The sequence below is a fragment of the Marinobacter sp. genome (assembly GCF_041690455.1).
Lineage (GTDB): Bacteria > Pseudomonadota > Gammaproteobacteria > Pseudomonadales > Oleiphilaceae > Marinobacter.
On the sequence record NZ_JAWLHI010000004.1, the window covers coordinates 41,792 to 67,267 of the forward strand.

Here is a 25,476-nt window from a genome sequence, read left to right on the forward strand (position 1 = left end):
GTCTATTCTGCCGGATCGTAGGCCAGGCTTGGCATCAGCCAGCGCTCCGCCTCCGCTTTGGATATACCTTTACGTTCAGCATAGTCCTCAACCTGGTCCACGCCAATCTTGCCGACGGCAAAGTACTTGGACTCCGGGTGGGCGAAGTACCAGCCGGACACCGCCGCGGTGGGGAACATGGCGAAGTGCTCGGTCAACTCCAGGCCGATCTTGCCGGTGGCCTCAAGCAGACGGAACAGGGTCGCCTTCTCGGTGTGGTCCGGGCATGCAGGGTAACCCGGGGCCGGACGGATACCGCGGTAGCGTTCCTTGATCAGATCGTCATTGCCCAGGTGCTCGTCGGTGGCGTAGCCCCAGAATTCCTTGCGCACCCGTTCGTGCATCCGCTCGGCAAAGGCCTCGGCGAGGCGATCGGCCAGGGCCTTGACCATGATGGCGTTGTAGTCGTCGTGCTTGTCCTTGAACTCCCGTGAGAACTCTTCGGCCCCGATACCCGTGGTCACCGCAAAGCCACCCACATAATCGACTTTCTGGGAATCCTCCGGCGCCACGAAATCGGACAGGGCCATCATTGGCTTGCCGGGTGCCTTTTCATCCTGCTGGCGCAGGTGGTGCAGGGTGGTCAGCTCCTCGGTCCGGGATTCGTCGGTGTAGACCACGATGTCATCGCCGCGACGGTTGGCCGGCCAGAAGCCGATCACGCCCCGGGCAGTCACCCGTTTCTCCTCGATCATCTGCTTCAGGATCTTCCGGGCGTCATTGAACAGGCTGCGGGCTGCTTCGCCGCGCTTGGGATCGTCAAAGATCGCCGGGTATTTGCCCGAGATGTCCCAGGAAATGAAGAACGGAGTCCAGTCGATGTAGTCGACAAGCTCTTCGAGGTCATAGTCCTCGAACACCCGGATGCCGGTGAAGGACGGCTTTGGCGGCTCATAACCTTCGAAGGTGATTTCCGGTGCGCGGGCTCGGGCCTCCTTCAGAGAAACCAGTTTGGTCCGCTCTCCACGATTCTTCCGGCGCTCCCGGATCTCGTCGTATTCGGTACGGGCTGCTTCTACTAAGGCCGGCTTGGCGGTCTTGCTGAGCAGCTGGGAGGCCACGTTAACGCAGCGGGAGGCATCGGAGACATACAGGGCGATGTCATTCTTGTACTGGGGCTCGATCTTTACCGCCGTGTGCGCCTTGGACGTAGTGGCGCCACCAATCATCAGCGGGATTTTGAAATCCAGGCGCTGCATCTCCCGGGCTACGTGCACCATCTCGTCGAGGGACGGGGTGATCAGGCCGCTCAGGCCAATGATGTCGACGTTCTCTTTCTTTGCGGTTTCCAGGATCTTGTCACAGGGCACCATCACGCCCATGTCGATCACTTCGTAGTTGTTGCACTGCAGCACCACGCCCACGATGTTCTTGCCGATATCGTGCACATCGCCCTTCACCGTGGCCATGAGAATCTTGCCCTTGGCCTGTTGGCCCTCGGACTTTTCCGCCTCGATGTAGGGAATCAGGTAGGCCACGGCCTGCTTCATCACCCGGGCGCTCTTGACCACCTGGGGCAGGAACATCTTGCCGTCGCCGAACAGGTCGCCGACCACGTTCATGCCGTCCATCAGCGGGCCTTCGATGACCTCGATGGGGTGGGTGGCATTCTGGCGGCACGCCTCGGTGTCTTCGGTAATATAGTTGGTGATGCCTTTGACAAGGGCATGCTCGAGGCGCTTCTCCACCGGCCATTCGCGCCAGGCCAGGTCCTCTTCCTGGGTCTTGCCGCCTTTGCCCTTGAACTTTTCGGCCGCTTCCAGCAGGCGATCGGTGGCGTCATCCCGGCGGTTGAGTACCACGTCCTCCACCAGTTCTTTCAGATCCGGCTCGATCTCGTCATAGATCACCAGTTGCCCGGGATTGACGATGCCCATGTTCATACCGGCCTTGATGGCGTGGTACAGGAACACGGAATGGATGGCTTCGCGCACGGCATCGTTGCCCCGGAACGAGAACGACACGTTGCTCACACCGCCGGAAATCGAGGCGTGGGGCAGGTTTTCCTTGATCCAGCGGGTGGCGTTGATGAAGTCCACCGCGTAGTTGTTGTGTTCCTCGATGCCGGTGGCAATGGCAAAGATGTTCGGGTCGAAGATGATGTCGGCAGGATTGAACCCGATACCGGTCAGCACATCGTAGGAGCGCTTGCAGATCTCGGTCTTGCGCTCGTAGGTATCGGCCTGGCCATCTTCGTCAAAGGCCATGACCACCACGGCCGCGCCATAGCGCATGCAATCGTTCGCCCGCTTGATGAATTCTTCTTCGCCTTCCTTCAGGCTGATGGAATTCACTACCGCCTTGCCCTGGATACAACGCAGGCCGGCCTCGATCACCTCCCATTTTGAGGAATCGATCATGATCGGCACCCGGGAAATATCCGGTTCGGAGCCAACCAGGTTCAGGAAGGTGACCATCACCTCCTTCGAATCCAGCATGCCCTCGTCCATGTTGATATCGATGATCTGGGCGCCGTTTTCCACCTGGTCCCGGGCGACACTGAGGGCTTCCTCGTACTGCTCTTCCTTGATCAGGCGCAGGAACCGCTTGGAGCCGGTGACGTTGGTACGCTCACCGACGTTGATGAACAGGGTGTTCTCATCACCGGTAAACGGCTCGAGGCCGGACAGGCGCAGGGCCTTGGGGCGCTCGGGAATCTGCCGGGGCGGGTACTTGGCGACGGCTTTGGCAATGGCCTCGATATGATCTGGGCGGGAACCGCAGCAGCCGCCGATAATGTTCAGGAAGCCGTCTTTGGCGAAGCCTTCGATAATCTCCGCCATTTCTTCCGGAGTCTGGTCGTACTCACCGAATTCGTTGGGCAGACCCGCGTTGGGGTGGGCGGACACATAGGTCTCGGCCTTGGTGGACAACTCCTCGATATAAGGGCGCAATGCATCGGCACCAAGGGCACAGTTCAGACCCACGGAAATGGGCCTGGCATGGGCGATGGAGTTGTAGAAGGCCTCGGTGGTCTGGCCGGACAGGGTGCGCCCGGAGGCATCGGTGATGGTGCCGGAAATCATGATCGGCAACTCGATGCCGGTATCCTCGAACACCTGTTGGGTAGCGTAGATGGCCGCCTTGGCATTCAGGGTATCGAAGATGGTTTCGATCAGGATCAGATCGGCACCGCCCTCCATCAGGCCTGATACCGCCTCGTAATAATTGTCGACCAAGGACTGGAAGTCGACGTTGCGGTAGCCGGGATTGTTCACGTCCGGTGAGATGGACGCGGTACGGGAGGTGGGTCCAACCGCGCCGGCGACGAAACGGGGCTTGCTCGGGTCCTTAGCGGTGAATTCGTCGGCGATCTCCCGCGCCAGCTTGACCGAGGCCACGTTCAGCTCCCGGGCCAGATCTTCCATGCCGTAATCGGCCTGGGACAGGCGGGTGGAGTTGAAGGTGTTGGTCTCGATGATGTCGGCGCCGGCGTCCAGGTAGTCCGCATGGATGTTGCGAAGCAGGGCCGGCTGGGTCAGGTTCAGCAGGTCGTTGTTGCCCTGCACCTCCCGTTCGAAATCCTTGAACCGATCGCCCCGGAAAGCGGCTTCATCCAGCTTCTGGTTCTGGATCATGGTGCCCATGCCACCGTCAAGAATCACAATGCGTTCCTTGAGGGCTTGATGAAGCTGTTCCAGACGGGTAGTGCGATCGGTCATAGGGAAATCTTCCGGGTGTCGTGGCTAACGTCGTATTTCAGTCAATGGCGCGGGATCATAGCAAAAATGCCGGATTCCGTCTTAGTCCGAATGATCAATATCAAGTGCCGGGTTTCCGGCGCTTGCAGCAGGCGGTCATACGGGAAATTCATTACCTGATTAAATCCCGACTATTTTACTTGGTCTTTCATGTTCCCGCGAACTCTCTTAAAATAGGAATCAAACTTCGAAACGGGTAGGAAACATGGCATTGGTTACCGTGACAGATTCCGCGCGGGATTACCTCGCGCAACTCATTGAAAAGCAGGATGTAGAGGGCATGGGCGTACGGATCTTCGTCACCCAGCCCGGCACCAAGAATGCCGAGACCTGCCTGGCCTACTGCCCGCCCAATGAAGTCGTCCCGACGGACGAGCAGCTGGATCTCGGCAAGTTCACCCTTTACCTGGACCATAACTCGGTCCCGTTCCTGGAAGAGGCGTACGTTGACTACTCCAAGGACCAGATGGGCGGCCAGCTGACGATCAAGGCCCCGAACGCCAAGGTGCCCAAGATCGACGACGACGCACCGCTGCCGGATCGCGTGAACTACGTGCTGGCCTCCGAGATCAACCCGAACCTCGCGGCCCACGGTGGTGATGTGTCTCTGGTCGAGATCGTCGACGGGTCTGTTGCCGTGCTGCGCTTCGGCGGTGGCTGCCAGGGCTGTTCGGCTGTCAGCCTGACTCTCAAGCAGGGCGTTGAAACCACCCTGAAAGAGCGGGTCCCGGAAATTACCGCCGTGCGCGACGTAACAGACCACTCCTACACCGAAAACGCTTACTACCAGTAAGTTGTCTCTAAGAGCCCCGGCCATCAGGCCGGGGTTTTTGCTGCCGCAATTCCCCGCCTCCCATGGCTTCACGGCCAATGTTGTGACATTTCAGTTACTTCATCATCAGTCACATAAACTGACATGCCGGCCCGCTACACTGTTGGCTGGCACCCAAGAACCAAACTTTCATCGGCCTCTGGCCGCAATTTCAACCGGGGTAACACTTGATCGACCTAGCACTCCTGTCTGTGCCTGTCATGGCAGCTGTCACCGGCTGGGTGACCAATTGGCTGGCAATCCAGATGTCCTTCTATCCGGTCCGCTTTGTCGGCTTCGGTGTGATTGGCTGGCAGGGTGTGATCCCCCGGAAAGCGGAGAAGATGGCGCACATCTGCATTGACCAAACCCTGCAGAAATTCGGCGATCTGAATTCCGTCTACGAAAAACTTGAGCCCCATCGCATCGTTGAGCAGGTGATCTCACAGGTGACCCCGAGGGTGGATGAGTACATCGATGAAATCATGTACGAGAATCACCCGGTCCTGTGGGATAACGCGCCCCTGTTCGTGCGTAACCGGATCTATAAGTGGGCGAGGGAGGCGTTGCCGGAGCGGGTCGAGGAACTGGTGGAGGACTTCGGTGACGACCTGGACGAGCTGGTGGACCTCAAGGCCCTGTTAAGCCGGGAACTCCAGCGTCATCCGGATCTGATGAACCGGATCTTCAAGGAGGCGGGGGCGGTAGAGCTGCAGTCGGTAATCAATCTTGGTGCGATCATCGGCGGACTGCTGGGTGCCGCGCTCGTGCCGCTCTGGGTCCGGTATCCCGAACCCTGGCTGCTTCCCCTTGGCGGGTTTGCCGTCGGTTTCCTCACCAACTGGCTGGCCATCAACCTGATCTTCACTCCGGTTGAACCCCGCCGTTTCCTGTTCTGGAAGATTCAGGGCCTGTTCCTGCGCCGACAGCCCGAGATCAGCGATGTCTGGGCACGCCTGGTGGCGGAAGAGCTGATTACGGTCGAGCGGGTTGCCGACGCCATGATCAACGGCGCCCATGGCGATCGTACCCGGGCGATCATCCAGAAACACCTGCGGCCGCTGCTGGACAGCTCTCCGGTGATGAAGTTGACGGCACAGGTCTCGGTCGGGGTCACCGGCTATACCGAGCTGAAGAAAGCGCTGTACCAGAAAGCCGTGGTGGCCACCGGGGATGTCTTCTCGGACCCGGCGTTCAACCGGGAGCGGGCACCGGTGGTGGCGGGAGTCCTGGCCGGACAGATGAAATCCCTCGGGCCGAAGGAGTTCCAGGGCATCCTGCGCCCGGCATTTCACGAAGAAGAGCTGCAGCTGATGGTAGTCGGCGGCGTATTCGGTGCCGTGGCTGGACTCATCCAGTTCCTGAGTCTGACCTACCTGGTGTTCTGAGAACCCTCGGTTACAGGCAGTTGGTCGGGCGGGGCAGTCCTGCGATCCGGCAGGCGGTCTTGGCTGGCGTGCCGGGAAACAACTGCATCAGGTAAATGCTGTTGCCTTTCTCCTCCCCGAAGGCTTCCTTCACCGCCTTGACGAAGAGCCGGTTCGAGGGGGGCGATACTTCGTGTTGTTTATAAAAACCTCTAAGAAACTCTATGATTTCCCAGTGATTTACGGATAGTTCAATGCCGTCTTCGGATGCAATGACCTCCGCCACCTCCGGGGTCCACGCCCAGGCATCTTCCAGAAAACCTTCATTGTTCCGCTGTGGGATCTGCTGCTCACTCATGGTTTACCAACTGATTACCTGTTGTGCGCGGGTGGTCAGCTCGACCATACCGTCGTAGTTGATGGTTTCCACTGTTCCGGATTGATCGCCCATTCCACGTGCCGCCATGTCCGGCGCCAGCGCCATCAGTTTGCCAGAGGCGCGGGCGGACGCAGCACCAAGTCCCAGGACGCCGTTCTCGATCAGAAGGACGGCGTCGTCCGGGCCGGCCATCGACAGGCAGCGGGCAAACCTCGGGTGTTCCGGGGATTTGTTCAGGATGTGCAGGGTCTGGATCTCGCTCATGGTGTTATCCGGCAAAGGCGGTGTGGCTGTAGTTTGTGAACAGTTGCGAGTCGGCCTGTACGAGGGTCACGCCATCCAGCAATTGTTCGGCCTCAATTCCATAGCGATTGCAGTCGTCACCATCGGCAAGCAGGGCTTCCACGCCAAAGATGGGTGCCGCGGCCAGATTTTTCTCCACCGACTTCTGACGGATCGTTCCGGGCTCCTGTCCCTTGCGAAGCCAGTTCACCCCGGCACCACAGAACAGCAGCGACACGGGCTGATCAAACGCTGCCAGCGAAAAGGCCATATCCAGGGCTTCCCGCCCGGCCCAACTGCCATAGGGAGGCTGGTCGATGACAATCAAAGTGCTCATGGTCAGTCGCTCCCGTGAAAATAGACGGTTCGTGATGACGCCATCCGGCCCTCAACCCACTCGCCCAGGCCCGCGATGGTGAATGGCGCCAGGAGGTTGCTGGCGGGCAGCTCATACCGTTTCTGCTCGCCTTCATCCACCAGGCCGCGCCTCAATGCCGAGGCAATGCAGGCCACGCCGGGAATGCCGTGTTCCTCAAGAAACCTGCTCCATTCCCGGGGCCAGTGAGGTTCATCGGAAGGTGGCGAGGCGAGGGCGGAGGCAAGCTGTACGCCATCCCCGTACAGGAACACCCGGTCTACCCGATGGCCGGCCCTGATGGCAGCCTCGGCGAAGCTCAGTGCGCTCTGGGGTGCCTGGGAGCTGTAGGGCGCTCCGGTGATAACGAGAGTGAACGAGAACGGGGTGGAATCCTGCATGGCCGGTACCGTGTTGATAGCGGTTTCAGTTTACTCAAAGTAAAAGCCCCGGCAAGGCCGGGGCTTCGGTTAACCTGGTTTCAGTGGCGATCAATCTTCGCCGCTGAACGCTGACAGCAGGTGCAGCAGGCTGACAAACAGGTTGTAGATGGAGACGTACAGGCCAACGGTAGCGATGATGTAGTTGCGCTCGCCACCCTTGATGATCTGACTGGTCTCGAACAGGATCATGATGGAGGCGAAGATGGTGAAGCCTGCAGACACCGCCAGGTGCAGGGCAGAGCTTTCCATGATGAACGCCAGAACCATGGCACCGATCAGGACGAATGCGCCAGCAGTCAGGAAGCTGGACATGAAGCTGAAGTCCTTCTTGGTGATGATCGCGGTTGCGGACAGACCAACGAAGGCGACAGCAGTCAGTGTCAGCGCCTGGGCGACGATCTGGGACGCACCGGCTGCCACGAACGCACCGATGATCGGACCCAGGGTGTAACCCATGAAGCCGGTCAGGGCGAAAGTGGTCACGATGCCCCAGGGGCTGTTCTTCAGTTTATAGGTGGCAAACAGAAGACCGATGTAGCCCACAATAGTGATCAGGAAGCCCGGGTGGGTTCCGTTCATGTTCAGGAACGCGGTCAGGGCCGAGAAGGCCAGGGTCATGCCCAGGAGCATGTACGTGTTGCGCAGCACATTCATTGCATCAGCGCTGATGCCAGTAGTCGCGCGCTCAGCCTGAGGTGCGGAATAGGCACCCTGCTGGTTCTGAGCGCCGAATCTTCTGTTTTCCATTGTCATCTCCGTTTGTGTAACGACTGGATACTGTCCCCAATCATAATGTCGAATACGCAACTTTCAATCATTTACGACAATAAAGTGCTCCGCGGATTCCATTAAACCGCGTTAATGTTGAAAAGTGCGGCGGGATTTATGCAGGGCGTTGACAGCACAGGCAATTCCGGTATCATGCACCTCGCTGTTGCAACGGCAGCAATGGTTTTGAAAGGTGGGCTGGCAGAGTGGCTGAATGCAGCGGTCTTGAAAACCGCCGAGGGTTAGTAGCCCTCCCGGGGTTCGAATCCCTGGCCCACCGCCATTTTTCTCTTCAAATCAAAGTCTTATACCTCCTTCTGAAAACCTGCCTGCATCGATGCTCCAGGCCGACCAGGTTTTGTGTTCACTGATTTCTGCATTAGACTCTGTCATACCCTGCGCTCTCGGTATGGCTCCGTGTTGGTATGTGTCCATTTCAGCATAATCCACGCTGCCGAGGTGGGCAGATCAAAACATAATGTCTTGTGATGACAGCTATGACAGCGACCGTATTGCTCTATTACGACTTCCGTATGCTCGGTCACAATCCACACGGCTGGGATCCTGATCGTCCCGAATGGACTGACGATGTCAAAGCGATGATTGAGCTGCAGTATCCTAATGCCAATCTGGACACCTATACCCATCCGGAGCGTCCAGAGCGCCTGACAGCGATCGTCGATCGGCTGCTTATGGATCCCATCGACGGCATGCGCTGGATGCTGCCGGCCCCGGCCAGCGCCATTCAGCTCGAGCGGGCGCATGATGCAGATTATGTGGCCCATATCGAGTCGCTGGATGGAAAATCCGGATGGCTGTCCAAGGACACGACCGCAGTATCGCCGGGCAGCGTGACAGCGGCCCGCCTGGCCGCCGGTTCTGGAATCAGCGCGATCGAGGCGATCACGGCCGGTGAAGCCCGGCGGGCATTCTGCGTCGTGCGACCGCCGGGGCACCATGCTCCGGCTGACCGTGCCCGTGGCTTTTGCCTGTATAACAACGTGGCGGTCACCGCAGCTCATGCACGCAAAGCACTCGGTTATGACCGCGTCATGATCTGGGACTGGGACATGCATCACGGCAACGGCACCCAGGCCATTTTCTATGACGACCCCAGCGTGCTCGTGGTCGATAGCCATTGTGCGGCACCATTCTATCCGGGCACCGGCCTGCTGGCCGAAACTGGAGCTGGAGCGGGCCTTGGTTACCATCTCAACGTGCCACTGCCCATGGGTTTTGGCAACGCCACGCTGCTGAATGTATTCGATCAGGTGGTGCGCCCTGCGGCACGTGCATTCCGGCCGGATATTCTGCTGGTATCCAGTGGCTTCGATTGCCATTACCTCGATCTGGTCTGCAACATGGATGAAACCGGTTATGCCGCCGTCACCCAGCGCATGAGGGCCCTGGCCGACGAACTTTGTGATGGCCGCCTGGTACTGGTGCTGGAAGGTGGCTACAACGCCAAGGCTTTGGCTGACAGCGCCTATGCCGTGAGCGAAGCGCTGTCAGGGAAACCGGTGAATGCGCTTAACATCCTGGCTGACGATCCCGGCTGTGCGGTGGTTTCCGATGTAGCCGAGTTCCATGCCAGGTACATCGCGGCGCTGGTGCCCGGCGGCACAATAACCGATTAGCGTGGCTTCGCGGCGGGAAGTCATGCGCACTGAGGCTAACCTCTAAACATAGAAATCCAGCTCTTCCTGGGCTTTCAGCAGATCCCGCATCTTGATGGGGTCGTCACCAAAGAAGAAGATCAGGCCCCAATGAGTGCCGTATGCTAACCGTTCAGGAACTATCTCTTCTTTAGGTGCGACCAATTCGTGGGACTCGAAATAGGGGTGCTCAATCGTTTCTTTGGGCATTTCGAGCCTGCTGACCACGCGGCGTCTTGGATATACACCGAAGCAACCTGCATAGCCCTTCGCGTCAACCACTTCGCGGGGGAAGAAACTATCTACCTCCTCTTTGGTGCTTTTAGGATCGAACACCAACATAGAAGCCTGGTACGCATTGAATCCGTAGACTCTCTCAATAAGCTCGAAAACCTTGAACCCCGGCGGACGGTATGCAACTTCTCCAAAGTACATTTCGCCGTCAGAGGTGACGAAGTACTCTGGATGAATAAAACCGAACTTGATATCGAAGGTTTTGATCAGCAGCTCGATCTGCTTGGTGATCGCGTTACGCCAGCTCTCAAGTTCATTGGTAGCCGGGACGAATACCGAGTAACCCAGCGTTACGTATTCGGAAATATTAAGGAACTTGATTTTTCCGTCGTGGATCCACGCCTCAACGGCAAACTCCCAGCCGCTCAGATGACTTTCCATCAGCAACGGATAGTCTTCCGGCGCAATGGCGTCAATGTCTTCTATCTTGCGAATCATTCGGTGGCCGAGGCAACCGGCTTTGTCGAATGCCTTGACGTGAATCGGGTCGTCCGGGTCACCCTCAAGGTGCAGTAGTGTCTGGTTGACGCGCCTCATGAAGCGGACGATGTCCTCTTTCTCATATGCCTCCTGGAAAATCCCTACGCGAATACCGCCAAGTTGTGCACGGCGCTTCATCAGAGCTTTGTCACGGAACAGAATAGACTGACCGTACATATGAGGTTCGTTAAACAGGATTGAGTTGATGGCCCCTGACCACTCGACGGTTTCCTCGAAGAGCGGTAGCGCTACATCAACGCCTTCCGCCTTTAGCCTTTCTGCAATCTCCATGGACCGGTCATTCAGACGGGTAAAATCCCATGGGATAAAAGGGATCTTATTTGCGGTACAGAAATCCGCAGCCCAATCCGGAGCTACAACGATGTAGCGGCGGTCAAACTTTTGCGCGGCCTTGACCGCATTTAAGCTCCATCCAAGCAGGGCGATGTAACCTTTGTCCGGATTCTTGGGCGTTTCCGTCCCACGAACCGAGTCCATGGTTGGGTCGAGCCAGCCTGATACATCTTTAGCTAATTGAGTTTCTGACGTTATCGACATGCTAGCTTCTCCTTGTGGTTAAGTCAGAACTATGTCCACAACGAAATGCACCAGGTTAGCGGAGCCGTTAGGTAGGGCAGTTCTCATCGGGCAGATTCTGCGGGGTAGTGCATTCCTATTTTCAATATAGGATTTAACCGGTCTGGTAACAAACTGGAGTAGGGGAACCGGAACACGGCAGCTGTTCGCCAATAAAACTCATATAATGAGAGCGGAATTTAATTTTATTTACTGGTATTTGTTGGGGGCAGCAGCGCTCTGCGAAAAGGAGGGTTAAAAGCAGGTATGGGACTAAAACAGGGATGCTTACGGTGTCATCCTCCATAGTAGTTTTGTCTTGCCCAGCATCCCTGCTGATCTTTGCTGTTTAGTCCTCTACCTGTCAGGCCGGTAACCAAGCTGGCGTGAAATATCCTCTCCCGCGCGTTTCAATTCTGCGATCCATTCATCTTTGCGACGCTCGATAGGCGCCGAAACCGACAGCCCAGCACTCACGTTTCCGGAACGGTCGTAGATGAGCACCCCGATGCAGCCAACACCAATCTCGGCTTCCTCATTGTCGAGTGCATAGCCCTGGCGCATGCTCTTCATACAGGCCTCCTCCAGCTCCGGCAAGGACGACAGAGTGTTCCGGGTATAGGCCGGCAGGTTGGTCCGGCTTGCATAGGCCTGGATGGCTTCCTCTCCCGCCAGCCCCAGCATCAGTTTTCCCACGGCGGTCACGTGCAATGGCGCCCGGCTTCCCACTATCTGGTTTACATGCATCATCCGGTTCGGGGTGACCTTCTCGAAGTAGATCACAACATCGCCCTCGCGGATGGTGAGGTTGATCGTTTCCCCCAGTTGCTTACACAGGGCCTCCATGTAGGGCAGGGACACAGCCCGCAGGTCTATGTCTGTGTGGAGGCGGTTGCCCAGCTGCAGTAGCCGCTGGCCTAGCCGGTAATCGCCGTTGGAATCACGCTCGACAAAGCGATTGCTGATCAACGAATGCAGGATTCGATACGCCGTGGACGGTGCCAGCCCGGTATCAGCACTCAGGGTTTTCAGTTTTACCGGCTTGGAGTACCGGGAGATGGCTTCCATGAGCATGGCCGCCCGGTCGATTACCTGGATTCTCGATTCCGTTTTCGTATCCATCATTGAAATGTTTTCGTCCCTTCAGGTAGCAGCGGTTCGCGGGAAATTTATGACGCTAATTTTGTCATATGGAGGTGGCTTCCACAATACGGAATGTGTCGTTAGCTATTTATTGCCGGTTTAACTTGCTGAAAAGTCGATGGAAAAAGATAACGTTAACCACTTTTTTCTCAAATTCCATAATGTGGAATCTTTGCGTATTGCGCAAAAATAGCCTCACTCCTACGGTGGATTTGAAGGCGGCATGCAGTAATGCAGATCCCGCCACCGGACATAAATACAAAAAACGGAGTGGAATCAATGTCGGATCAGAATCCCGTTTTCATACCCGGCCCCACCAATATTCCTGACCGGTTGCGTTCTGCAATGCAGCTTCAGACCCGTGATCACCGCGCTCCGGACTTTGTGGAAACGCTGAGGCCCGTGTTGCAGCAGTGCAAGTCGGTGTTTGGTACCGAGAGCGGCGAAGTCATCATCTTCCCCGCGAGTGGCACCGGCGGTTGGGAGGCAGCGATCTGTAACACCCTGTCCCCCGGCGACAAGGTGTTGGTTGCCAGGTACGGAATGTTTTCCCATCGCTGGATCGATTTGTGCCGCCGGCACGGCCTGGAGGTCCAGGTTATTGACTGTCAGTGGGGCAGCGGTGCGCCGGCGGACCGGTTTGAGGAAGCGCTACGGTCCGATACCGGGCATGAGATCAAGGCCCTGCTGGTCACCCATAACGAAACCGCCACGGGCGTGAAGAGCGATATAGCTGCAGTGCGAAGCGCCCTGGACCGGGCCTCCCATCCGGCCATGCTGTTCGTCGACTGTGTCAGTTCGCTGGCGTCCATGCCTTTTGCCATGGACGAGTGGGGCGTGGATGTTGCGGTAGCCGGTTCGCAGAAGGGCTTCATGCTGACCACTGGCCTCGCCATTCTTGCTGTCAGCCCCAAAGCACTGGCGGCAACGGAGTGTGCGACTCTGCCAAGGGCATTCTTCGATTTTCAGGTCATGCGGGTGGCCAATGAGCAGGGTGGCTACCCCTACACGCCGCCGCTGCAGCTGATTCATGGTCTCCGGGAAAGCCTCCGGATGCTGTTCGAGGAGGGGCTGGACAACGTTTATGCCCGTCATTACCGGCTGGCAGAAGGGGTTCGCTGTGCAGTCCGTGCCTGGGGACTGGATCTCTGCGCGAAGTCTCCCAACCTCTACTCGGATACGGTCAGTGCGATTCTGGTGCCCGAGGGCTTCGACAGTAACGAACTTACTGACCACGCCTTTGAAAAATACGGTGTGTCTTTCGGAGTGGGGCTGGGGGAAAAGGACGGCGCTGCGTTCCGGATCGGTCATTTGGGCTCGCTCACCGACGTCATGATGCTCTCCGGGCTGGCAACCATAGAGATGGCGATGGCGGATCTGAACTACCCAATTGACCTGGGCAGCGGTGTCCGTGCCGCCCAGGACTATTTCCGCAGGACAGCAAGCTGACGAGTTGGCGAGGAAAACCATGAACAAACAAATCAAACAGATACCAACCTTTGAAGATGCGCTGGCCGCGAGGGAGCGTATAGAGCCGTACATTCATCGCACGCCGGTTCTGACCTCCCGGTTCATCAACGAACTGACCGGCGCCGAACTGTTCTTCAAGTGTGAGAACTTCCAGAAGGCCGGCGCGTTCAAGGTCCGGGGGGCCTGCAACGCGGTTTTCGGGCTGAGTGAAGCGCAGGCCCGCATCGGTGTGGCTACCCACTCTTCCGGTAACCACGCATTGTCCCTGTCCTATGCGGCGGGCCGGCGGGGTATTCCGGTTACCGTCGTCATGCCCCATACGGCGCCCCGAGCGAAGAAAGAGGCGGTGCTCGGTTACGGCGGCACCATTGTCGAGTGCGAGCCCTCTACCAGTTCCCGCGAGGCGGTTTTTGCCGAGGTTGTGGCGCAATCCGGTGCGGACTTTGTCCACCCATACAACGATCCGAGGGTGATAGCCGGCCAGGCGACTTGCTCCATGGAGCTGCTTGAGCAGGTGCCGGACCTCGATGCGGTGATAGCGCCGATTGGCGGTGGGGGCATGATATCGGGCACCTGCCTGACACTATCCAGTGCGGCGCCGGATGTGGCGATCTATGCCGCCGAGCCTCTCAATGCAGATGATGCTGCCCGATCGTTCATGGCAGGTCACATCATTGCGGACGATGCGCCGGACACAGTCGCCGACGGTCTGAAAGTCCCGTTGAAAGAACTGACCTGGCACTTTGTGCGCAATCACGTTTCGGACATTCTGACCGCCAGTGAGGAAGAGATAGTCGACGCCATGAAGCTGATCTGGAAGCGAATGAAGATTGTCATGGAGCCGAGTTCTGCCGTACCCCTGGCGACCATTCTGAAGAACCCCGAGCTGTTCCGCGGAAAACGGGTCGGTGTGATCGTAACCGGCGGCAATGTGGATCTGGACGCACTTCCCTGGACCTGAATAACAAACAACGAGGATATCGGTAATGACGAACATGAATCTGAAGAATACTGGCAACCCGGAAGTGGGCTATGACATTCCGGCAGCGATCGGCATGAATCAAAGCGAAATCCAGACCCCGTGCCTGGTGCTGGACCTGGATGCACTGGAATACAACATCAAGAAAATGGGGGACTACGCCAGGGCCCACGGCATGCGCCACCGAATCCACGGCAAGATGCACAAGTCCGTGGATATCGCCCGGCTGCAGGAACAACTTGGTGGCGCCGTCGGAGTGTGTTGTCAAAAGGTTTCTGAGGCGGAAGTCTTTGCCCGGGGCGGCATCAAGGACATCCTGGTGTCCAACCAGGTTCGGGACCCCGGCAAAATCGACCGGCTCGCCCGGATCCCGAAGCTGGGCTCCAGGACCATTGTCTGTGTAGACGACCCTGACAACGTCCCGGAGCTGTCGGCGGCCGCTCAGCGCCATGACACTCAATTGGACTGCTTTGTGGAAATTGATTGTGGGGCCGGGCGCTGCGGTGTCACCACAACGGAGGAGGTCGTCGATCTGGCGAAGGCGATTGATGAAGCACCGAACCTCCGGTTCACCGGAATCCAGGCCTACCAGGGCGCGATGCAGCACATGACCTCCTATGAGGATCGCAAGGCCAAGCTGGACGCCGCGATCAGCATGGTCCGTGAGGCGGTATCCACACTGAAGGAGGTCGGGCTTGAGCCGGAACTGGTGTCCGGCGGGGGAACCGGTTCCTACTATTTCGAGAGCAATTCGGGCGTTTATAACGAGCTCCAGTGCGGTTCCTACGCCTTCATGGACGCAGACTACGGTCGAATCCAGGACAAGGAAGGTAACCGCATCGACCAGGGCGAATGGCGAAACGCACTGTTCATCCTGACCAGCGTCATGAGCCACGCCAAGTCCGACAAGGCCATCTGCGATGCCGGCCTCAAGGCCCAGTCGGTGGACAGTGGTCTGCCGTTCATCTTCGGGCGGGACGATGTGGAATACATCAAGTGCTCGGACGAACACGGAGTCATTGCCGATCCCCAGGGCGTTCTGGCCATCAACGAGAAGCTGAAACTGGTGCCGGGACACTGTGATCCTACCTGCAATGTTCACGACTGGTACGTGGGGGTGCGCAACGGCAAAGTTGAAACCCTGTGGCCCGTCAGTGCCCGCGGCAAGGCTTTCTGAGGAGGTTGCGATGGAGACTTCAAGCAATTTGAGTAACGCTGGCTGTCAGGTAACTGTGGTTCCGGAGGAGGCCTGTCAGGCGGTGATCGGCCGAAAACAGGCCTTTGAAGCAGTCGAGGCGGTGTTCGCTTCCATGGCGAGCGGGTCCGCCCGTAATTTTCCGGTGGTCAGGGAGGCGATCGGGCATGCCGAGGCTCTCTATGGATTCAAGTCCGGATTTGATCGGGCGGGTATGGTCCTGGGCGTGAAATCCGGTGGCTACTGGCCTGGAAATACCCGACGGGGACTGACCAATCATCAGTCAACGGTCGTTCTGTTTGACCCCGATACCGGCCGATTGGCGGCGCTGGTAGGTGGCAACTACCTGACTGCGGTCCGGACAGCGGCTGCTTCGGCGGTGTCCATTGCTCATCTGGCGCGAAAGGATGCGAGAGTTCTGGGTATGGTTGGTGCTGGCCATCAGTCCACGTTCCAGCTCAGAGCAGCGCTTGAACAGCGTAACTTTGATCAGGTGGTCGGCTGGAATCGGAATCCGGAAAACCTGGCGCGCCTGGCGGCGGTGTGTGAAGAACAGGGTATCCCTTTCGAGGCAGTTTCATTGCCGGACCTTGCTGCCCGGTCCGATGTGATCGTCACTATCACCTCGGCATTCGAACCGCTGTTGATGTCTGAATGGGTCAAACCGGGTACCCACATTGCGTGCATGGGGACAGATACGAAGGGTAAGCAGGAGGTTGATCCCATGCTGTATTCGCGGGCGGAAATCTTCACCGACGAAGTAGCCCAGGCCACCAGCATAGGTGAGTCCCAGCATGCGGCGGCAACTGGAATCCTGGCTCCGGAACGGATCATCGCCATCGGGGATGTGATCAACGGAAAACATCCGGGGCGCAGATCAGAGCAGGACATTACCCTGTTTGACGGTACCGGGGTAGGTCTGCAGGATCTTGCTGTTGCCTCCATGGCAGAGAAGCTGGCGCGCGCAGAGGGATTGGTGGAGAGGTTTGTGCTGTAAACTCCCCAGGGTATGTGCTTACTGGGGTTGCATTCATGCAGCCCCCATAATGGAATAAGTAGCAAACCAGGAGGAATTATGCCTGATACCAGACCCAACACCGTTTCCGGGCGCAAAGACCGCAAGTTCGCCGTGTCGGCAAATCGTGGCCAAGCCAGCCACCGGGTTCGTTATGTCGAGACCGGCGGCGCCCTGGTGGATACCGAGGAATGCACTTTCTGCCAGTCCGTTCCGGATCTTCAGGAAGGGGCGAAGGAGAAGACGGCCGGAGTCGAACCGGACTCCGACCGCCAGAAGTCATCCGACTGATCGATGATACGGTGGATCCCTGGCCTAGAGGGATCTGCCGGGGTAGGTCATTTCTTTCTGCTGGTCCGCCCGCTTCTGGCGCTGGGCCAGACTTTCGGGATCATTGGTCGGAATCTGCCAGCCCGCAAGGTTGTCCTCAATCAGTTTTACCAGCGCCTCGATGTGGCCCGGTGTCGCATTAAGAGCCGAAATGTAACTGAAGCCCTCGCCACCGGCCTCCATGAAATACTCGCGGTTTTCCTCGTTGATTTCCTCGATTGTCTCCAGACAGTCGGAGGAGAAGCCCGGGCAGAACACATCTATCGATTTGACGCCCTTGCCCGGAAGCGATTTCAGCGTCTCGTCCGTGTAGGGCTTCAGCCATTCCTCGCGCCCGAAGCGGGACTGGAAGGTGGTCATGTAGTCCTCCGGTGAGAGCCCCAGGCGCTCAGCCAACAGACGTGAGGTCTTGTGGCACTCGCAGTGGTACGGGTCGCCTTTCAGGAGATATTTCAGGGGCACCCCGTGGTAGGACAGGATCAACTTGTCCTTGCGGCCATGGTTGGCCCAGTGCGCCTCAATGTGACGGGCCATGGCTTCGATGTAAGGCGGGTAATCCGGGTAATGCGAAACAAAGCGCAGGTCCGGCAGCCACCGCCGCTTGCTGAAGTCCTTGGCGACCGCATCGAACGTGGAGGCCGATGTCGAAGCCGAGTACTGGGGGTAGAGTGGCAGTACCAACAGCTTACGCACCCCCTGTTCCTGCATTTCATCAAGCACCTTGCTGATGGACGGGTTGCCATAACGCATGGCGAATCCGACCACAACGTTCGGTCCGTACTTCTGCTTTAGCGCCTCGCGGATGCCTTCCGCCTGTTTGGCGGTGTGAAGCAGGAGGGGGGAGCCCTCCGCTTCCCACACACCGGCGTAGGCCTCGGCGCTGCGCTTCGGACGGATGCGCAGGATGATGCCGTTCAGAATCAGCCACCACAGGGGGCGGGGAACCTCCACCACCCTGGGATCCCAGAGGAACTCGGCCAGGTAGCGTCGAAGGGCTGAGGTGGTGGGAGCGTCGGGGGTGCCAAGGTTGGTCACCAGTACGCCCAGCCTTTCGGGCTGATTGTGGCTGAAACTCTCTGAGCCTTTGTATTTCATTCAAGTCGGTCCCTGGTCTGGTTTGAGGGTGTGCAGCTACCCCTTGTTCTGTGCCTGTTGCGCCATCCTCGGAGCCAGGCCACTGATGTCGTAGCCAGCACTACGGGCCTTGGTGAAAATCTCCTGGGCCGGGTTGGATCGGGCGGCGCTCAGTGCCCAGAGGACGGTGCAGCGGGTGCCGGAACGGCAGAAAGCCAGTACAGGCTTTGCCGCGTCCCGGATCATCGGCGCAAACCGATCCACGTCCTCATCCGTGATGTTGCCGGATTCAACCGGCATATAGACCCACTCCAAACCATGCTCTTTTGCCGCGGCCTCAATGTCAGCCATGGATGGCTGGCCGGGTTCCTCGTGGTCCGGGCGGTTCGCCACGAGGGTCTTGAAGCCCAGGCGAGCCGCTTCAGCCACGTCTTCCACGCTGATCTGTGGCGCTACGGAAATGGTGTCGTCAATCTTTCGGATATCCATGGAAAACCTCCGCGATCTTGGTGGGCCTAAAGTACCAGAAATTCCTCAGGCTTTTGCCCGGTTCCGCTCAATTAATTCGAAAATCACCATACCGGCAACCATCGAGGCAACGAAAACCGCCGCCTTGATCTCGCCAGCGCCCAGGGCAACGATGCCCGGACCCGGGCAGATGCCGGCAATCCCCCAGCCGACACCGAACATCAGACTGCCGATGACCAGGCGTTTGTCGATATGGGTATGGGACGGAATCTTAATGTTGAAGCCGAGGAATGACAGAGTCCGGCGACGGGCCACGGCAAACGCCACAACGCCGACGATGATGGCGCCACCCATGACAAAGGCGAGGGACGGATCCCAAAGGCCGGCAATATCAAGGAAGCCCAATACCTTTTCCGGGTTGGCCATGCCGGACAAAATCAGGCCGAAGCCGAAAATCAGGCCAGCAAACAGGGATGCAAGGGAATACTTCATACTCAATCAGACTCCAAGCACGTGGCGGATAACGAACACGGTAATAAAGCCCGTGGCCATGAAACTCAGGGTGGCTGCCAGGGAACGCAGGGACAGGCGCGACAGACCACAGACCCCATGACCGCTGGTACAACCCGAGCCGTAGCGGGTTCCGACGCCTACCAGCAGGCCGGCAAGGATCAGTGCCGGGTAGCCGGCGTTGATCTCGATGGCGGGCATATCACCGGCCAGGAGCCAAACCGCCGGAGCGCCAACCAGGCCCAGCATGAAGGCCACGCGCCACGCAATGTCGCCTTTCAGGGGCGTTAACAGGCCGCCGAGGATACCGCTGATGCCCGCAATACGGCCGTTGAGCAACAGAAAGCTGGCCGCAGCCAGACCAACCAGAATACCGCCGGCCAGAGCCGACCAGGGAGTGAAATTACTCCACGCAATCTCAATCATTGACTACTCCGAAAAGACATTTTTTGATTACAGGAATAAGCTTATAAAGGCGGGCAATAATACCACGAAAAAAGCCCGGCAAGGGATGCCGGGCAGAGGCGTGCGAGTAGTATCCATGAAAGACTTCCAGACAAACCGGCATCAGCAGGGATACCGGTATGCTGAAGTATTGACCATATTTTGAACACTTCAAGCGAGAGCCCGTTTCGTTTGAAAACATTTTTTCATATCGAATGCGTGTTTATACTGCGGCCTTTCCCTGTGCGGGTTTCAGCGCCACTGCAATCCCGCCGGGGGTGTAATACAATAGGGTCCTGAAGCGAAATTTCCACCCCGAGGTTGATAAATGTCAGACGAAAAATCCACAAAGCCGGAAACCGATGCGCAGCTGGCCGCCAGGATCAAGGGTTCTGCACGGCAGATCTGGCTGGCGGGGCTGGGTGCGTACACCAAGGCTGAGGAGGACACCGGCCGGTTTTTCGAGCGTCTGGTGCAGGAAGGCGAGCAGCTGGAGAGCAAGACCCGCGGCGTGGTTGGCAAGCAGATTAAATCGGTAGAGGACCGGGTTGAGGGCGTCCGTGAGCGGGCGACCGGGACCTGGGACAGGCTCGAGAACATGTTTGATGAGCGCGTATCCGGCGCCTTGCGTCGCCTTGGCATTCACCGTCGTGAAGACATCGAGGCACTGGAGCGCCGGATCGAGATCCTGGAAACGGAGCTGAACCGGCTTCGCAATCGGTCCGGGAGTGACGAAGAGGAGTAGGTCAGAGGTAGTCCCGGCTCATCAGCCGGACTTCGTCCTGCTCCTCGGGAGCGAGGTAGGGCAGGACCAGGTGCATCATCTGGTAAACCCCCCGGCCGGGGTCCACGGCCTCCCGGTCAGAAAGGTGGGACAGCGTGTCAAAACTACTCCAGTAACAGGATGTTAGCGTTAACTGTTCACATAAGGACTGAAGTTCTTCTGAGTTAATTGCCATCATCCCCTGGCGCCGGAAACTTTCACAGATTATCTCGAACGCAGCGGTTTTCTTTTTCAGCAGTCGCTTGAACCTTGATTGCAGCTGATCGTATCGCGACAAAACATTGACCAGGTCCTGATAGAGAAAACGGTAGCGGGCCACGGTCTCGAACATCAGATGCAGGAAAAAGCCGTTCTGGTCCAGGCTGATGTCAGCGTCCTCCGGTACCGCCAGCAGATCCAGCATTTCCTCTTCGAAGCGGTCGAACAGCTCCCCGACGATGTCGCCCTTGCTCTTGAAATGGTAATAGAGGTTACCCGGGCTGATCTCCAGTTCGTCGGAGATCAGCAGGGTGGTCACGTTCGGCTCCCCGACACAATTGAACAGCGCAAGGCTGGTATCGAGGATGCGGTCGCGGGTTTTGATTTTTTTCATGTCGCGCCCGGCCGCGCCTCAGAGATCGAAACTGGCCCAGACCGGACAGTGGTCCGAAGGCCGTTCCATGGCGCGAATGTCGTAGGAAACGCCCGCTTCACGGGCCTTCGGCAGCAAGCTGTCGCTGGCCATGATCAGGTCAATGCGCAGTCCACGTCTGGGATCCCGTTCGAAGCCCCGGCTGCGGTAATCAAACCAGCTGAAGGTGTTGTCTTCCTCCGGATGCAGGTGCCGGAACACGTCGGTATAGCCGCGCTGTTCCACCTGGCTCAGCCATTCCCGCTCCTCGGGCAGGAAGCTGGTCTTGCCGGTGCGCAGCCAGCGCTTGGCGTTATCGGCTCCGATTCCGATGTCCCTGTCGGTGGGTGAGATATTCATGTCGCCCATCACCACGACGTGGCCGCCTTCCTTTTTCAGCTCGTCCAGGTACCGCATCAGGTCGGCGTAGAACTTCTGCTTGGCCGGAAATTTCACCGGATGGTCGCGGTTCTCGCCCTGGGGGAAATAGCCGTTGATGACCGTCAGCTTTTCACCATTGATGGTGAACTGGCCGGTGATCAGTCGGCGCTGGGAGTCTTCGCCGTCCCAGGGATAACCCTTGAGCACCTTCTCGGGCTCTACCTTCGACAGCAGAGCAACGCCGTAATGGGTCTTCTGCCCGTGGAAATGAACCCGGTACCCCAGTTGATGGATCTCCTCCACCGGAAAATTCTCATCCTGCACTTTGGTTTCCTGCAGCCCGATCACATCCGGGTTCAGGTCTTTGATGACGGCTTCCAGCTGGTGCAGGCGGGTGCGAATACTGTTGACGTTGAAGGATACAAACATCATGGCTGCATAGGTCTCCGGCGTTGGTTCCGGCGGAGTTTAACATACTGGTACCGGGTTGCTGCCTTGGCAGCACAGACAGGATCAGGGAGTCAGTTCACATTCCGGGTAATTGGCTACCTGGTAACGGATGTGGGCCAGGTAATTGGCGTCCGGATTTTTGCGGATATTGGTTAGGCCCAGGTAATCGGTCAGCGCGCCCCGGTCGTTATAACCGAGCTGAATGGGATCCACCAGGAACCGCAGGAGCATGCTGGTTGGGCGGATGGCGACTTCCAGATGCGCTTCCATGTCGGGATGGTCGTTCGGCTCAAGCATAAACCCGTAGAGTTCGCCCCGGGTCGGGCCCAGGAACCGAAACTCAACCGAGCGGCCTGATTGCAGGGCGGACCAGTTCTGGCGAACGAGGTTGTCAAAACCGGCATCAACCACGGCGCGGCCCGCAAGGGGGACATTAAAGGCCCGGGTTTCACCTGCGGGCGTCTGCCAGTCGACTTCAATGATGTCTTCTCCGGGGTAGCTGATCCGGAGCGCTTCATCAAAGCGGGGCTGGTTGAAATCCACCTCCGGCTGGAGGGGAGAGCGCTGATACCGGAGGACTTTGTCCGCAAAGCGGTCGTCCTGCTCCGGCTGCCGGTAATCCACTCGATGGTCCAGGGGCCGAAACTTGCCTTGGGTGCACTCGCCTTCAACTCGATGGTACTCGGTGTACAGCACTTTTCCATTGGTGCCCCGGGCCTCACCAGAGAACTCGAAGGTTTTCCCGTAACAGGTTCCGGTGGCCGCCAGCAGCAACAGTGCCAGGGCCGACTTACGCATCATCTTCATCGTGCAAGCTCCGGATAAAGGTACCTGCGAACGAACAGCAGCAGCGGGAACACCACCAGCCAGCCCGCCGCCAGCGCCAGCAGTGACAGGGTCTGATCGGGTAGGGAAACGGCGCCGAGTTTGCTGGCCGACCAGTAGGCAAAGGGGCCGGCAATGGGCGCCAGTACAAAGGGCAGCCAGCGGTTCCGGCTGATCCAGTCCAGGGAATGGCACAGGGTGGTCATGAAAATGGCCCAGATGGCCACGAGCCACGGGGGCACGACCAGCAGCTCAGCGGTCTCCGAGTGAAGCACGCCGGTTTGGAACCAGAGCGTGTCCAGGGCCGCGCCAGCCACGGTGCCGAAGCCGATAAACTGCAGTTCGCTGAACCGCCTCTGGCTGACCAGTACGAAGTGCAGAATCAGGAACAGGCCTATGATCAGGACCGCCAGCCGGTTTGGATAAAGCACACAAAGAAGCCAGCCCGCCTGGAACAGGGCGAAGTTCAGAACCTTGCGAGAGGTTTCCGAGGCAATCATACGCTCAGGATGTTCGCACGCTTGTTGCCAGGCTTGGCAAACACCAGCTGGGACACGCCGATGGCCCGCTCGCTGAATCCGGCCTCACAGTAGGCGAAGTAGAACTGCCAAAAGCGGCGGAACGCCTGGTCGTAGCCCATTTGCTCCAGATTGTCCCTGTTCGCCATGAACCGTTCGCACCAGTCACGCAGGGTGCGGGCGTAATGGAAGCCGATATCTTCCGAATGGGTCAGTACCAGGTTCGAGCCGTTGCGCACCGATTCCAGGATGGCACCGAATGAGGGAATGAAGCTGCCCGGGAAGATGTAACGCTGGATGAAATCCACGTTCTTGAGGGCACGCGTGTAGCGTTGCTCGGGCATGTTGATGGCCTGCACCAGGGCCAGGCCATCGGGTTTGAGCAGGGCATTGATCTGCTGGAAATAACTGTCCAGGAATTGCGGTCCGACCGCCTCGATCATTTCAATGGAGACCAGCTTGTCGAACTGGCCCTCGAGGTCCCGGTAGTCGTCGAACAGCAGGGTAATACGGTCTTCCAATCCCTCGGCCTTGACCCGGGCCTGGGCCAGTTCCAACTGTTCCCGGGAAATGGTCGTGGTGGTGACGTGGCAGCCGTAATGCCTGGCGGCATGGATGGCAAAACCACCCCAACCGGTGCCGATCTCGATTACCCGGTCATCCGGCCCGAGATCCAGTTTCCGGCAGATGGTATCCAGCTTGTGGACCGCCGCTTCTTCCAGGGTGGCATCCTCGCGGGGATAGATGGCCGAGGAGTACATCATGGTCGGGTCCAGGAAGGTCTCGAACAGGTCGTTGCCCAGATCATAGTGGGCGCTGATGTTCTTCCGGGAACCTTCTTTGGTGTTGCGGTTGAGCCAATGCAGTCCCTTGAGGGCCGGCTTGGTGACCCAACTGAACCGGTCCTCGAATTCGTTCATCCGGTCGACATTGCGGGTGAAGAAGCGCAGCAGCGACACCAGATCCGGGGTGGACCAGTCACCGGCCACATAGGCTTCTGCAGCGCCAACACCGCCGCCAGTCAGCAGATCCCGCCACGTACTGTGGTCATGGATGACCAGTTCGGCCGGGGCGTAACGGGTATCGCCATCGCCAAAGACGAGGGTTTCGGCACCCGCCTCCTTGATAGTCAACACGCCGTGCTGGAGGACCTTGAGTTGCTGAAGCACCAGTTGCCGGGCGATGCGACTCATCAATGGCAGACGGCCGGAGTCGGCATGTTCGCGTGTATCGACGGATGTATTCAGGTTCTCCATGAGCTTACCCTTCCACCAGTGGTGTTTACGTCATTGCCGGTGGTCACATCCAGCCCGGCATCTTGGGTTCCCCGGCGATAGGCCGGATCGTTCCCGGACAGTTTGTCCGGATGGGTATAGAACGGGGCGCCCTTGAGTTTCAGGCGCAGGGCGTTCCAGTAAATGCCTGCGACCACCTTGATCGCCTCGACCGGAAAACGGCGCAGGCTCCTGTGCAATTCTTTACGAGTGAGAGGGGTGCGCTGGACCACCAGGGTGGCGTCAAAATGCTTGTGCTGTTCCTGGAGTACGTTCATGTGGATCCGCATTTCCGGACCGCGGAAACTGAAGGTCCACTGGTATTCCTGTTCCATGCCATTGAACGGCGACACATGGAAGCGCTTGGAGAAACCGAAACGCTCGGTTCGCCAGCCCGCGCTGTTGGCGTTCGCTCCGGTGGTCTCCAGGCAGTAGACATGGCGTTCGTGCCAGGGCGTGTTGGTGATCTGCGCCACGATTACGCGGGGCACCGCGCCCTCGGCGGGATCCTCCCCATGCTCGTGGCAAAAGTAGAAGCTGACCGGATTGAACACGTAGCCGAAGTAGCGGGGATGGGTGATAAGTTCCACCGTCCCGTCCGGGTACCAGCCGGTCGCATCCTTCACATAATCGCGAATGGCGGCGGACAGGTTGCGGACTTCCGGCCGGAAATAATCGTCACGGCGCAGGGACATCCAGTTGAAGCGTTCCAGGGAAAAGAATCGGCTGATGCCGGCAATCCGGTCCCATTCGTCCACATCAAGCGCCAACATCCCGGTGCCATACTCGAACCCATGGCTGATCGGCTGCATTCTGCGATGCCGGACAGATCCCTCAAGCCACTGGCTGCCCATGC

Annotated in this window: 27 protein-coding genes and 1 tRNA gene; 10 read left to right on the forward strand and 18 right to left on the reverse strand. The window is 58.3% G+C overall.

From position 1 onward, the window contains the following. Nucleotides 1–2: 2 nt before the first annotated feature. Nucleotides 3–3,701: a methionine synthase gene (metH, locus tag ACESMW_RS01475; protein WP_372985316.1), complete on the reverse strand. Its 3,699-nt coding sequence runs from the start codon at nucleotides 3,699–3,701 to the stop codon at nucleotides 3–5. A 244-nt stretch (nucleotides 3,702–3,945) separates the two neighbouring features. Here metH and nfuA point away from each other — a divergent pair, with 244 nt between their 5' ends. Next, nucleotides 3,946–4,533, forward strand: coding sequence for a Fe-S biogenesis protein NfuA (nfuA, locus tag ACESMW_RS01480; protein ID WP_372985317.1), 588 nt, complete (start codon nucleotides 3,946–3,948; stop codon nucleotides 4,531–4,533). Nucleotides 4,534–4,772: 239 nt separating this feature from the next. Then, entirely contained in the window at nucleotides 4,773–5,939 is a 1,167-nt protein-coding gene (locus tag ACESMW_RS01485) for a hypothetical protein (RefSeq protein ID WP_372985318.1), read from the forward strand. A gap of 10 nt (nucleotides 5,940–5,949) precedes the next feature. On the opposite strand, the gene ACESMW_RS01490 is transcribed toward ACESMW_RS01485, so the two are convergent. The 5 genes from ACESMW_RS01490 to ACESMW_RS01510 all read right to left on the reverse strand — a co-directional run bounded on the left by ACESMW_RS01490 (nucleotide 5,950) and on the right by ACESMW_RS01510 (nucleotide 8,124). Further along, nucleotides 5,950–6,276: a TusE/DsrC/DsvC family sulfur relay protein gene (locus tag ACESMW_RS01490; RefSeq protein ID WP_372985319.1), complete on the reverse strand. Its 327-nt coding sequence runs from the start codon at nucleotides 6,274–6,276 to the stop codon at nucleotides 5,950–5,952. 3 nt (nucleotides 6,277–6,279) lie between these two features. Further along, a complete protein-coding gene (gene tusB, locus ACESMW_RS01495) occupies nucleotides 6,280–6,561 on the reverse strand; it encodes a sulfurtransferase complex subunit TusB (protein ID WP_372985320.1) in 282 nt (93 codons plus the stop codon). 4 nt (nucleotides 6,562–6,565) lie between these two features. Next, a complete protein-coding gene (locus ACESMW_RS01500) occupies nucleotides 6,566–6,916 on the reverse strand; it encodes a DsrE family protein (protein ID WP_372985321.1) in 351 nt (116 codons plus the stop codon). Between the two features lie 2 nt (nucleotides 6,917–6,918). Continuing rightward, on the reverse strand, nucleotides 6,919–7,335 hold the full coding sequence (gene tusD, locus ACESMW_RS01505) for a sulfurtransferase complex subunit TusD (RefSeq protein ID WP_372985322.1): 417 nt from the start codon (nucleotides 7,333–7,335) through the stop codon (nucleotides 6,919–6,921). A gap of 90 nt (nucleotides 7,336–7,425) precedes the next feature. Next, complete coding sequence (locus ACESMW_RS01510; RefSeq protein ID WP_343809739.1) at nucleotides 7,426–8,124, reverse strand: Bax inhibitor-1/YccA family protein; 699 nt, start codon at nucleotides 8,122–8,124, stop codon at nucleotides 7,426–7,428. Between the two features lie 213 nt (nucleotides 8,125–8,337). Here ACESMW_RS01510 and ACESMW_RS01515 point away from each other — a divergent pair. Next, nucleotides 8,338–8,428 (forward strand) — tRNA-Ser (locus ACESMW_RS01515). A 214-nt stretch (nucleotides 8,429–8,642) separates the two neighbouring features. Beyond that, a complete protein-coding gene (locus ACESMW_RS01520) occupies nucleotides 8,643–9,782 on the forward strand; it encodes a histone deacetylase (RefSeq protein WP_372985323.1) in 1,140 nt (379 codons plus the stop codon). 42 nt (nucleotides 9,783–9,824) lie between these two features. On the opposite strand, the gene ACESMW_RS01525 is transcribed toward ACESMW_RS01520, so the two are convergent. Together ACESMW_RS01525 and ACESMW_RS01530 are read right to left on the reverse strand one after the other, a co-directional pair. Beyond that, the gene (locus tag ACESMW_RS01525; protein WP_372985324.1) at nucleotides 9,825–11,132 is read right to left on the reverse strand and encodes a carboxylate--amine ligase; all 1,308 of its coding nucleotides are present in this window, start codon (nucleotides 11,130–11,132) and stop codon (nucleotides 9,825–9,827) included. 375 nt (nucleotides 11,133–11,507) lie between these two features. Then, nucleotides 11,508–12,275: an IclR family transcriptional regulator gene (locus tag ACESMW_RS01530; RefSeq protein WP_372985325.1), complete on the reverse strand. Its 768-nt coding sequence runs from the start codon at nucleotides 12,273–12,275 to the stop codon at nucleotides 11,508–11,510. 297 nt (nucleotides 12,276–12,572) lie between these two features. On the opposite strand from ACESMW_RS01530, the gene bhcA reads away from it, so the two are divergent. The 5 genes from bhcA (at nucleotide 12,573) to ACESMW_RS01555 (ending at nucleotide 17,243) form a co-directional block, all read left to right on the forward strand. Next, nucleotides 12,573–13,742 (forward strand): L-aspartate--glyoxylate aminotransferase BhcA, encoded by a 1,170-nt coding sequence (gene bhcA, locus ACESMW_RS01535; RefSeq protein ID WP_372985326.1) that lies wholly within the window; start codon nucleotides 12,573–12,575, stop codon nucleotides 13,740–13,742. Nucleotides 13,743–13,761: 19 nt separating this feature from the next. Beyond that, nucleotides 13,762–14,724: a beta-hydroxyaspartate dehydratase BhcB gene (gene bhcB, locus ACESMW_RS01540; RefSeq protein ID WP_372985327.1), complete on the forward strand. Its 963-nt coding sequence runs from the start codon at nucleotides 13,762–13,764 to the stop codon at nucleotides 14,722–14,724. Nucleotides 14,725–14,749: 25 nt separating this feature from the next. Next, nucleotides 14,750–15,919: a 3-hydroxy-D-aspartate aldolase BhcC gene (gene bhcC / locus ACESMW_RS01545; RefSeq protein ID WP_372985328.1), complete on the forward strand. Its 1,170-nt coding sequence runs from the start codon at nucleotides 14,750–14,752 to the stop codon at nucleotides 15,917–15,919. 10 nt (nucleotides 15,920–15,929) lie between these two features. Then, nucleotides 15,930–16,934, forward strand: a complete 1,005-nt coding sequence (gene bhcD, locus ACESMW_RS01550) for an iminosuccinate reductase BhcD (protein WP_372985329.1) — start codon at nucleotides 15,930–15,932, stop codon at nucleotides 16,932–16,934. A 78-nt stretch (nucleotides 16,935–17,012) separates the two neighbouring features. Continuing rightward, nucleotides 17,013–17,243 (forward strand): hypothetical protein, encoded by a 231-nt coding sequence (locus ACESMW_RS01555; RefSeq protein ID WP_372985330.1) that lies wholly within the window; start codon nucleotides 17,013–17,015, stop codon nucleotides 17,241–17,243. A 24-nt stretch (nucleotides 17,244–17,267) separates the two neighbouring features. Here the strand turns inward: ACESMW_RS01555 and hemH are convergent, their stop codons facing one another. From hemH to ACESMW_RS01575, 4 genes are read right to left on the reverse strand one after another with little or no spacing between them, the layout of a single operon-like run. Continuing rightward, nucleotides 17,268–18,377: a ferrochelatase gene (gene hemH, locus ACESMW_RS01560; protein ID WP_372985331.1), complete on the reverse strand. Its 1,110-nt coding sequence runs from the start codon at nucleotides 18,375–18,377 to the stop codon at nucleotides 17,268–17,270. Nucleotides 18,378–18,413: 36 nt separating this feature from the next. Next, nucleotides 18,414–18,845 carry a TIGR01244 family sulfur transferase gene (locus ACESMW_RS01565; protein WP_372985332.1) on the reverse strand — a complete coding sequence of 144 codons (432 nt, stop codon included), beginning with the start codon at nucleotides 18,843–18,845 and terminating at the stop codon, nucleotides 18,414–18,416. Between the two features lie 45 nt (nucleotides 18,846–18,890). Beyond that, a complete protein-coding gene (locus ACESMW_RS01570) occupies nucleotides 18,891–19,316 on the reverse strand; it encodes a DUF6691 family protein (RefSeq protein WP_372985333.1) in 426 nt (141 codons plus the stop codon). A gap of 6 nt (nucleotides 19,317–19,322) precedes the next feature. Then, nucleotides 19,323–19,760: a YeeE/YedE family protein gene (locus ACESMW_RS01575; RefSeq protein ID WP_372985334.1), complete on the reverse strand. Its 438-nt coding sequence runs from the start codon at nucleotides 19,758–19,760 to the stop codon at nucleotides 19,323–19,325. A gap of 346 nt (nucleotides 19,761–20,106) precedes the next feature. On the opposite strand from ACESMW_RS01575, the gene ACESMW_RS01580 reads away from it, so the two are divergent. After that, the gene (locus ACESMW_RS01580; protein WP_372985335.1) at nucleotides 20,107–20,523 is read left to right on the forward strand and encodes a phasin family protein; all 417 of its coding nucleotides are present in this window, start codon (nucleotides 20,107–20,109) and stop codon (nucleotides 20,521–20,523) included. Nucleotide 20,524: 1 nt separating this feature from the next. On the opposite strand, the gene ACESMW_RS01585 is transcribed toward ACESMW_RS01580, so the two are convergent. From ACESMW_RS01585 to ACESMW_RS01610, 6 genes are all read right to left on the reverse strand, one after another. After that, complete coding sequence (locus tag ACESMW_RS01585; RefSeq protein ID WP_372985336.1) at nucleotides 20,525–21,154, reverse strand: TetR/AcrR family transcriptional regulator; 630 nt, start codon at nucleotides 21,152–21,154, stop codon at nucleotides 20,525–20,527. A gap of 18 nt (nucleotides 21,155–21,172) precedes the next feature. Further along, nucleotides 21,173–21,985 (reverse strand): exodeoxyribonuclease III, encoded by an 813-nt coding sequence (gene xthA, locus ACESMW_RS01590; protein WP_372985337.1) that lies wholly within the window; start codon nucleotides 21,983–21,985, stop codon nucleotides 21,173–21,175. 81 nt (nucleotides 21,986–22,066) lie between these two features. Beyond that, nucleotides 22,067–22,810, reverse strand: coding sequence for a hypothetical protein (locus tag ACESMW_RS01595; RefSeq protein WP_372985338.1), 744 nt, complete (start codon nucleotides 22,808–22,810; stop codon nucleotides 22,067–22,069). After that, nucleotides 22,807–23,328 (reverse strand): DUF2878 domain-containing protein, encoded by a 522-nt coding sequence (locus ACESMW_RS01600; RefSeq protein WP_372985339.1) that lies wholly within the window; start codon nucleotides 23,326–23,328, stop codon nucleotides 22,807–22,809. The genes ACESMW_RS01595 and ACESMW_RS01600 overlap by 4 nt, the downstream gene beginning before the upstream one ends. Next, entirely contained in the window at nucleotides 23,325–24,602 is a 1,278-nt protein-coding gene (locus ACESMW_RS01605) for a class I SAM-dependent methyltransferase (RefSeq protein WP_372985340.1), read from the reverse strand. Before ACESMW_RS01605 ends, ACESMW_RS01600 begins: the two co-directional genes overlap by 4 nt. Next, nucleotides 24,590–25,474 (reverse strand): DUF1365 domain-containing protein, encoded by an 885-nt coding sequence (locus ACESMW_RS01610; protein WP_372985341.1) that lies wholly within the window; start codon nucleotides 25,472–25,474, stop codon nucleotides 24,590–24,592. The genes ACESMW_RS01605 and ACESMW_RS01610 overlap by 13 nt, the downstream gene beginning before the upstream one ends. Nucleotides 25,475–25,476 lie beyond the last annotated feature (2 nt).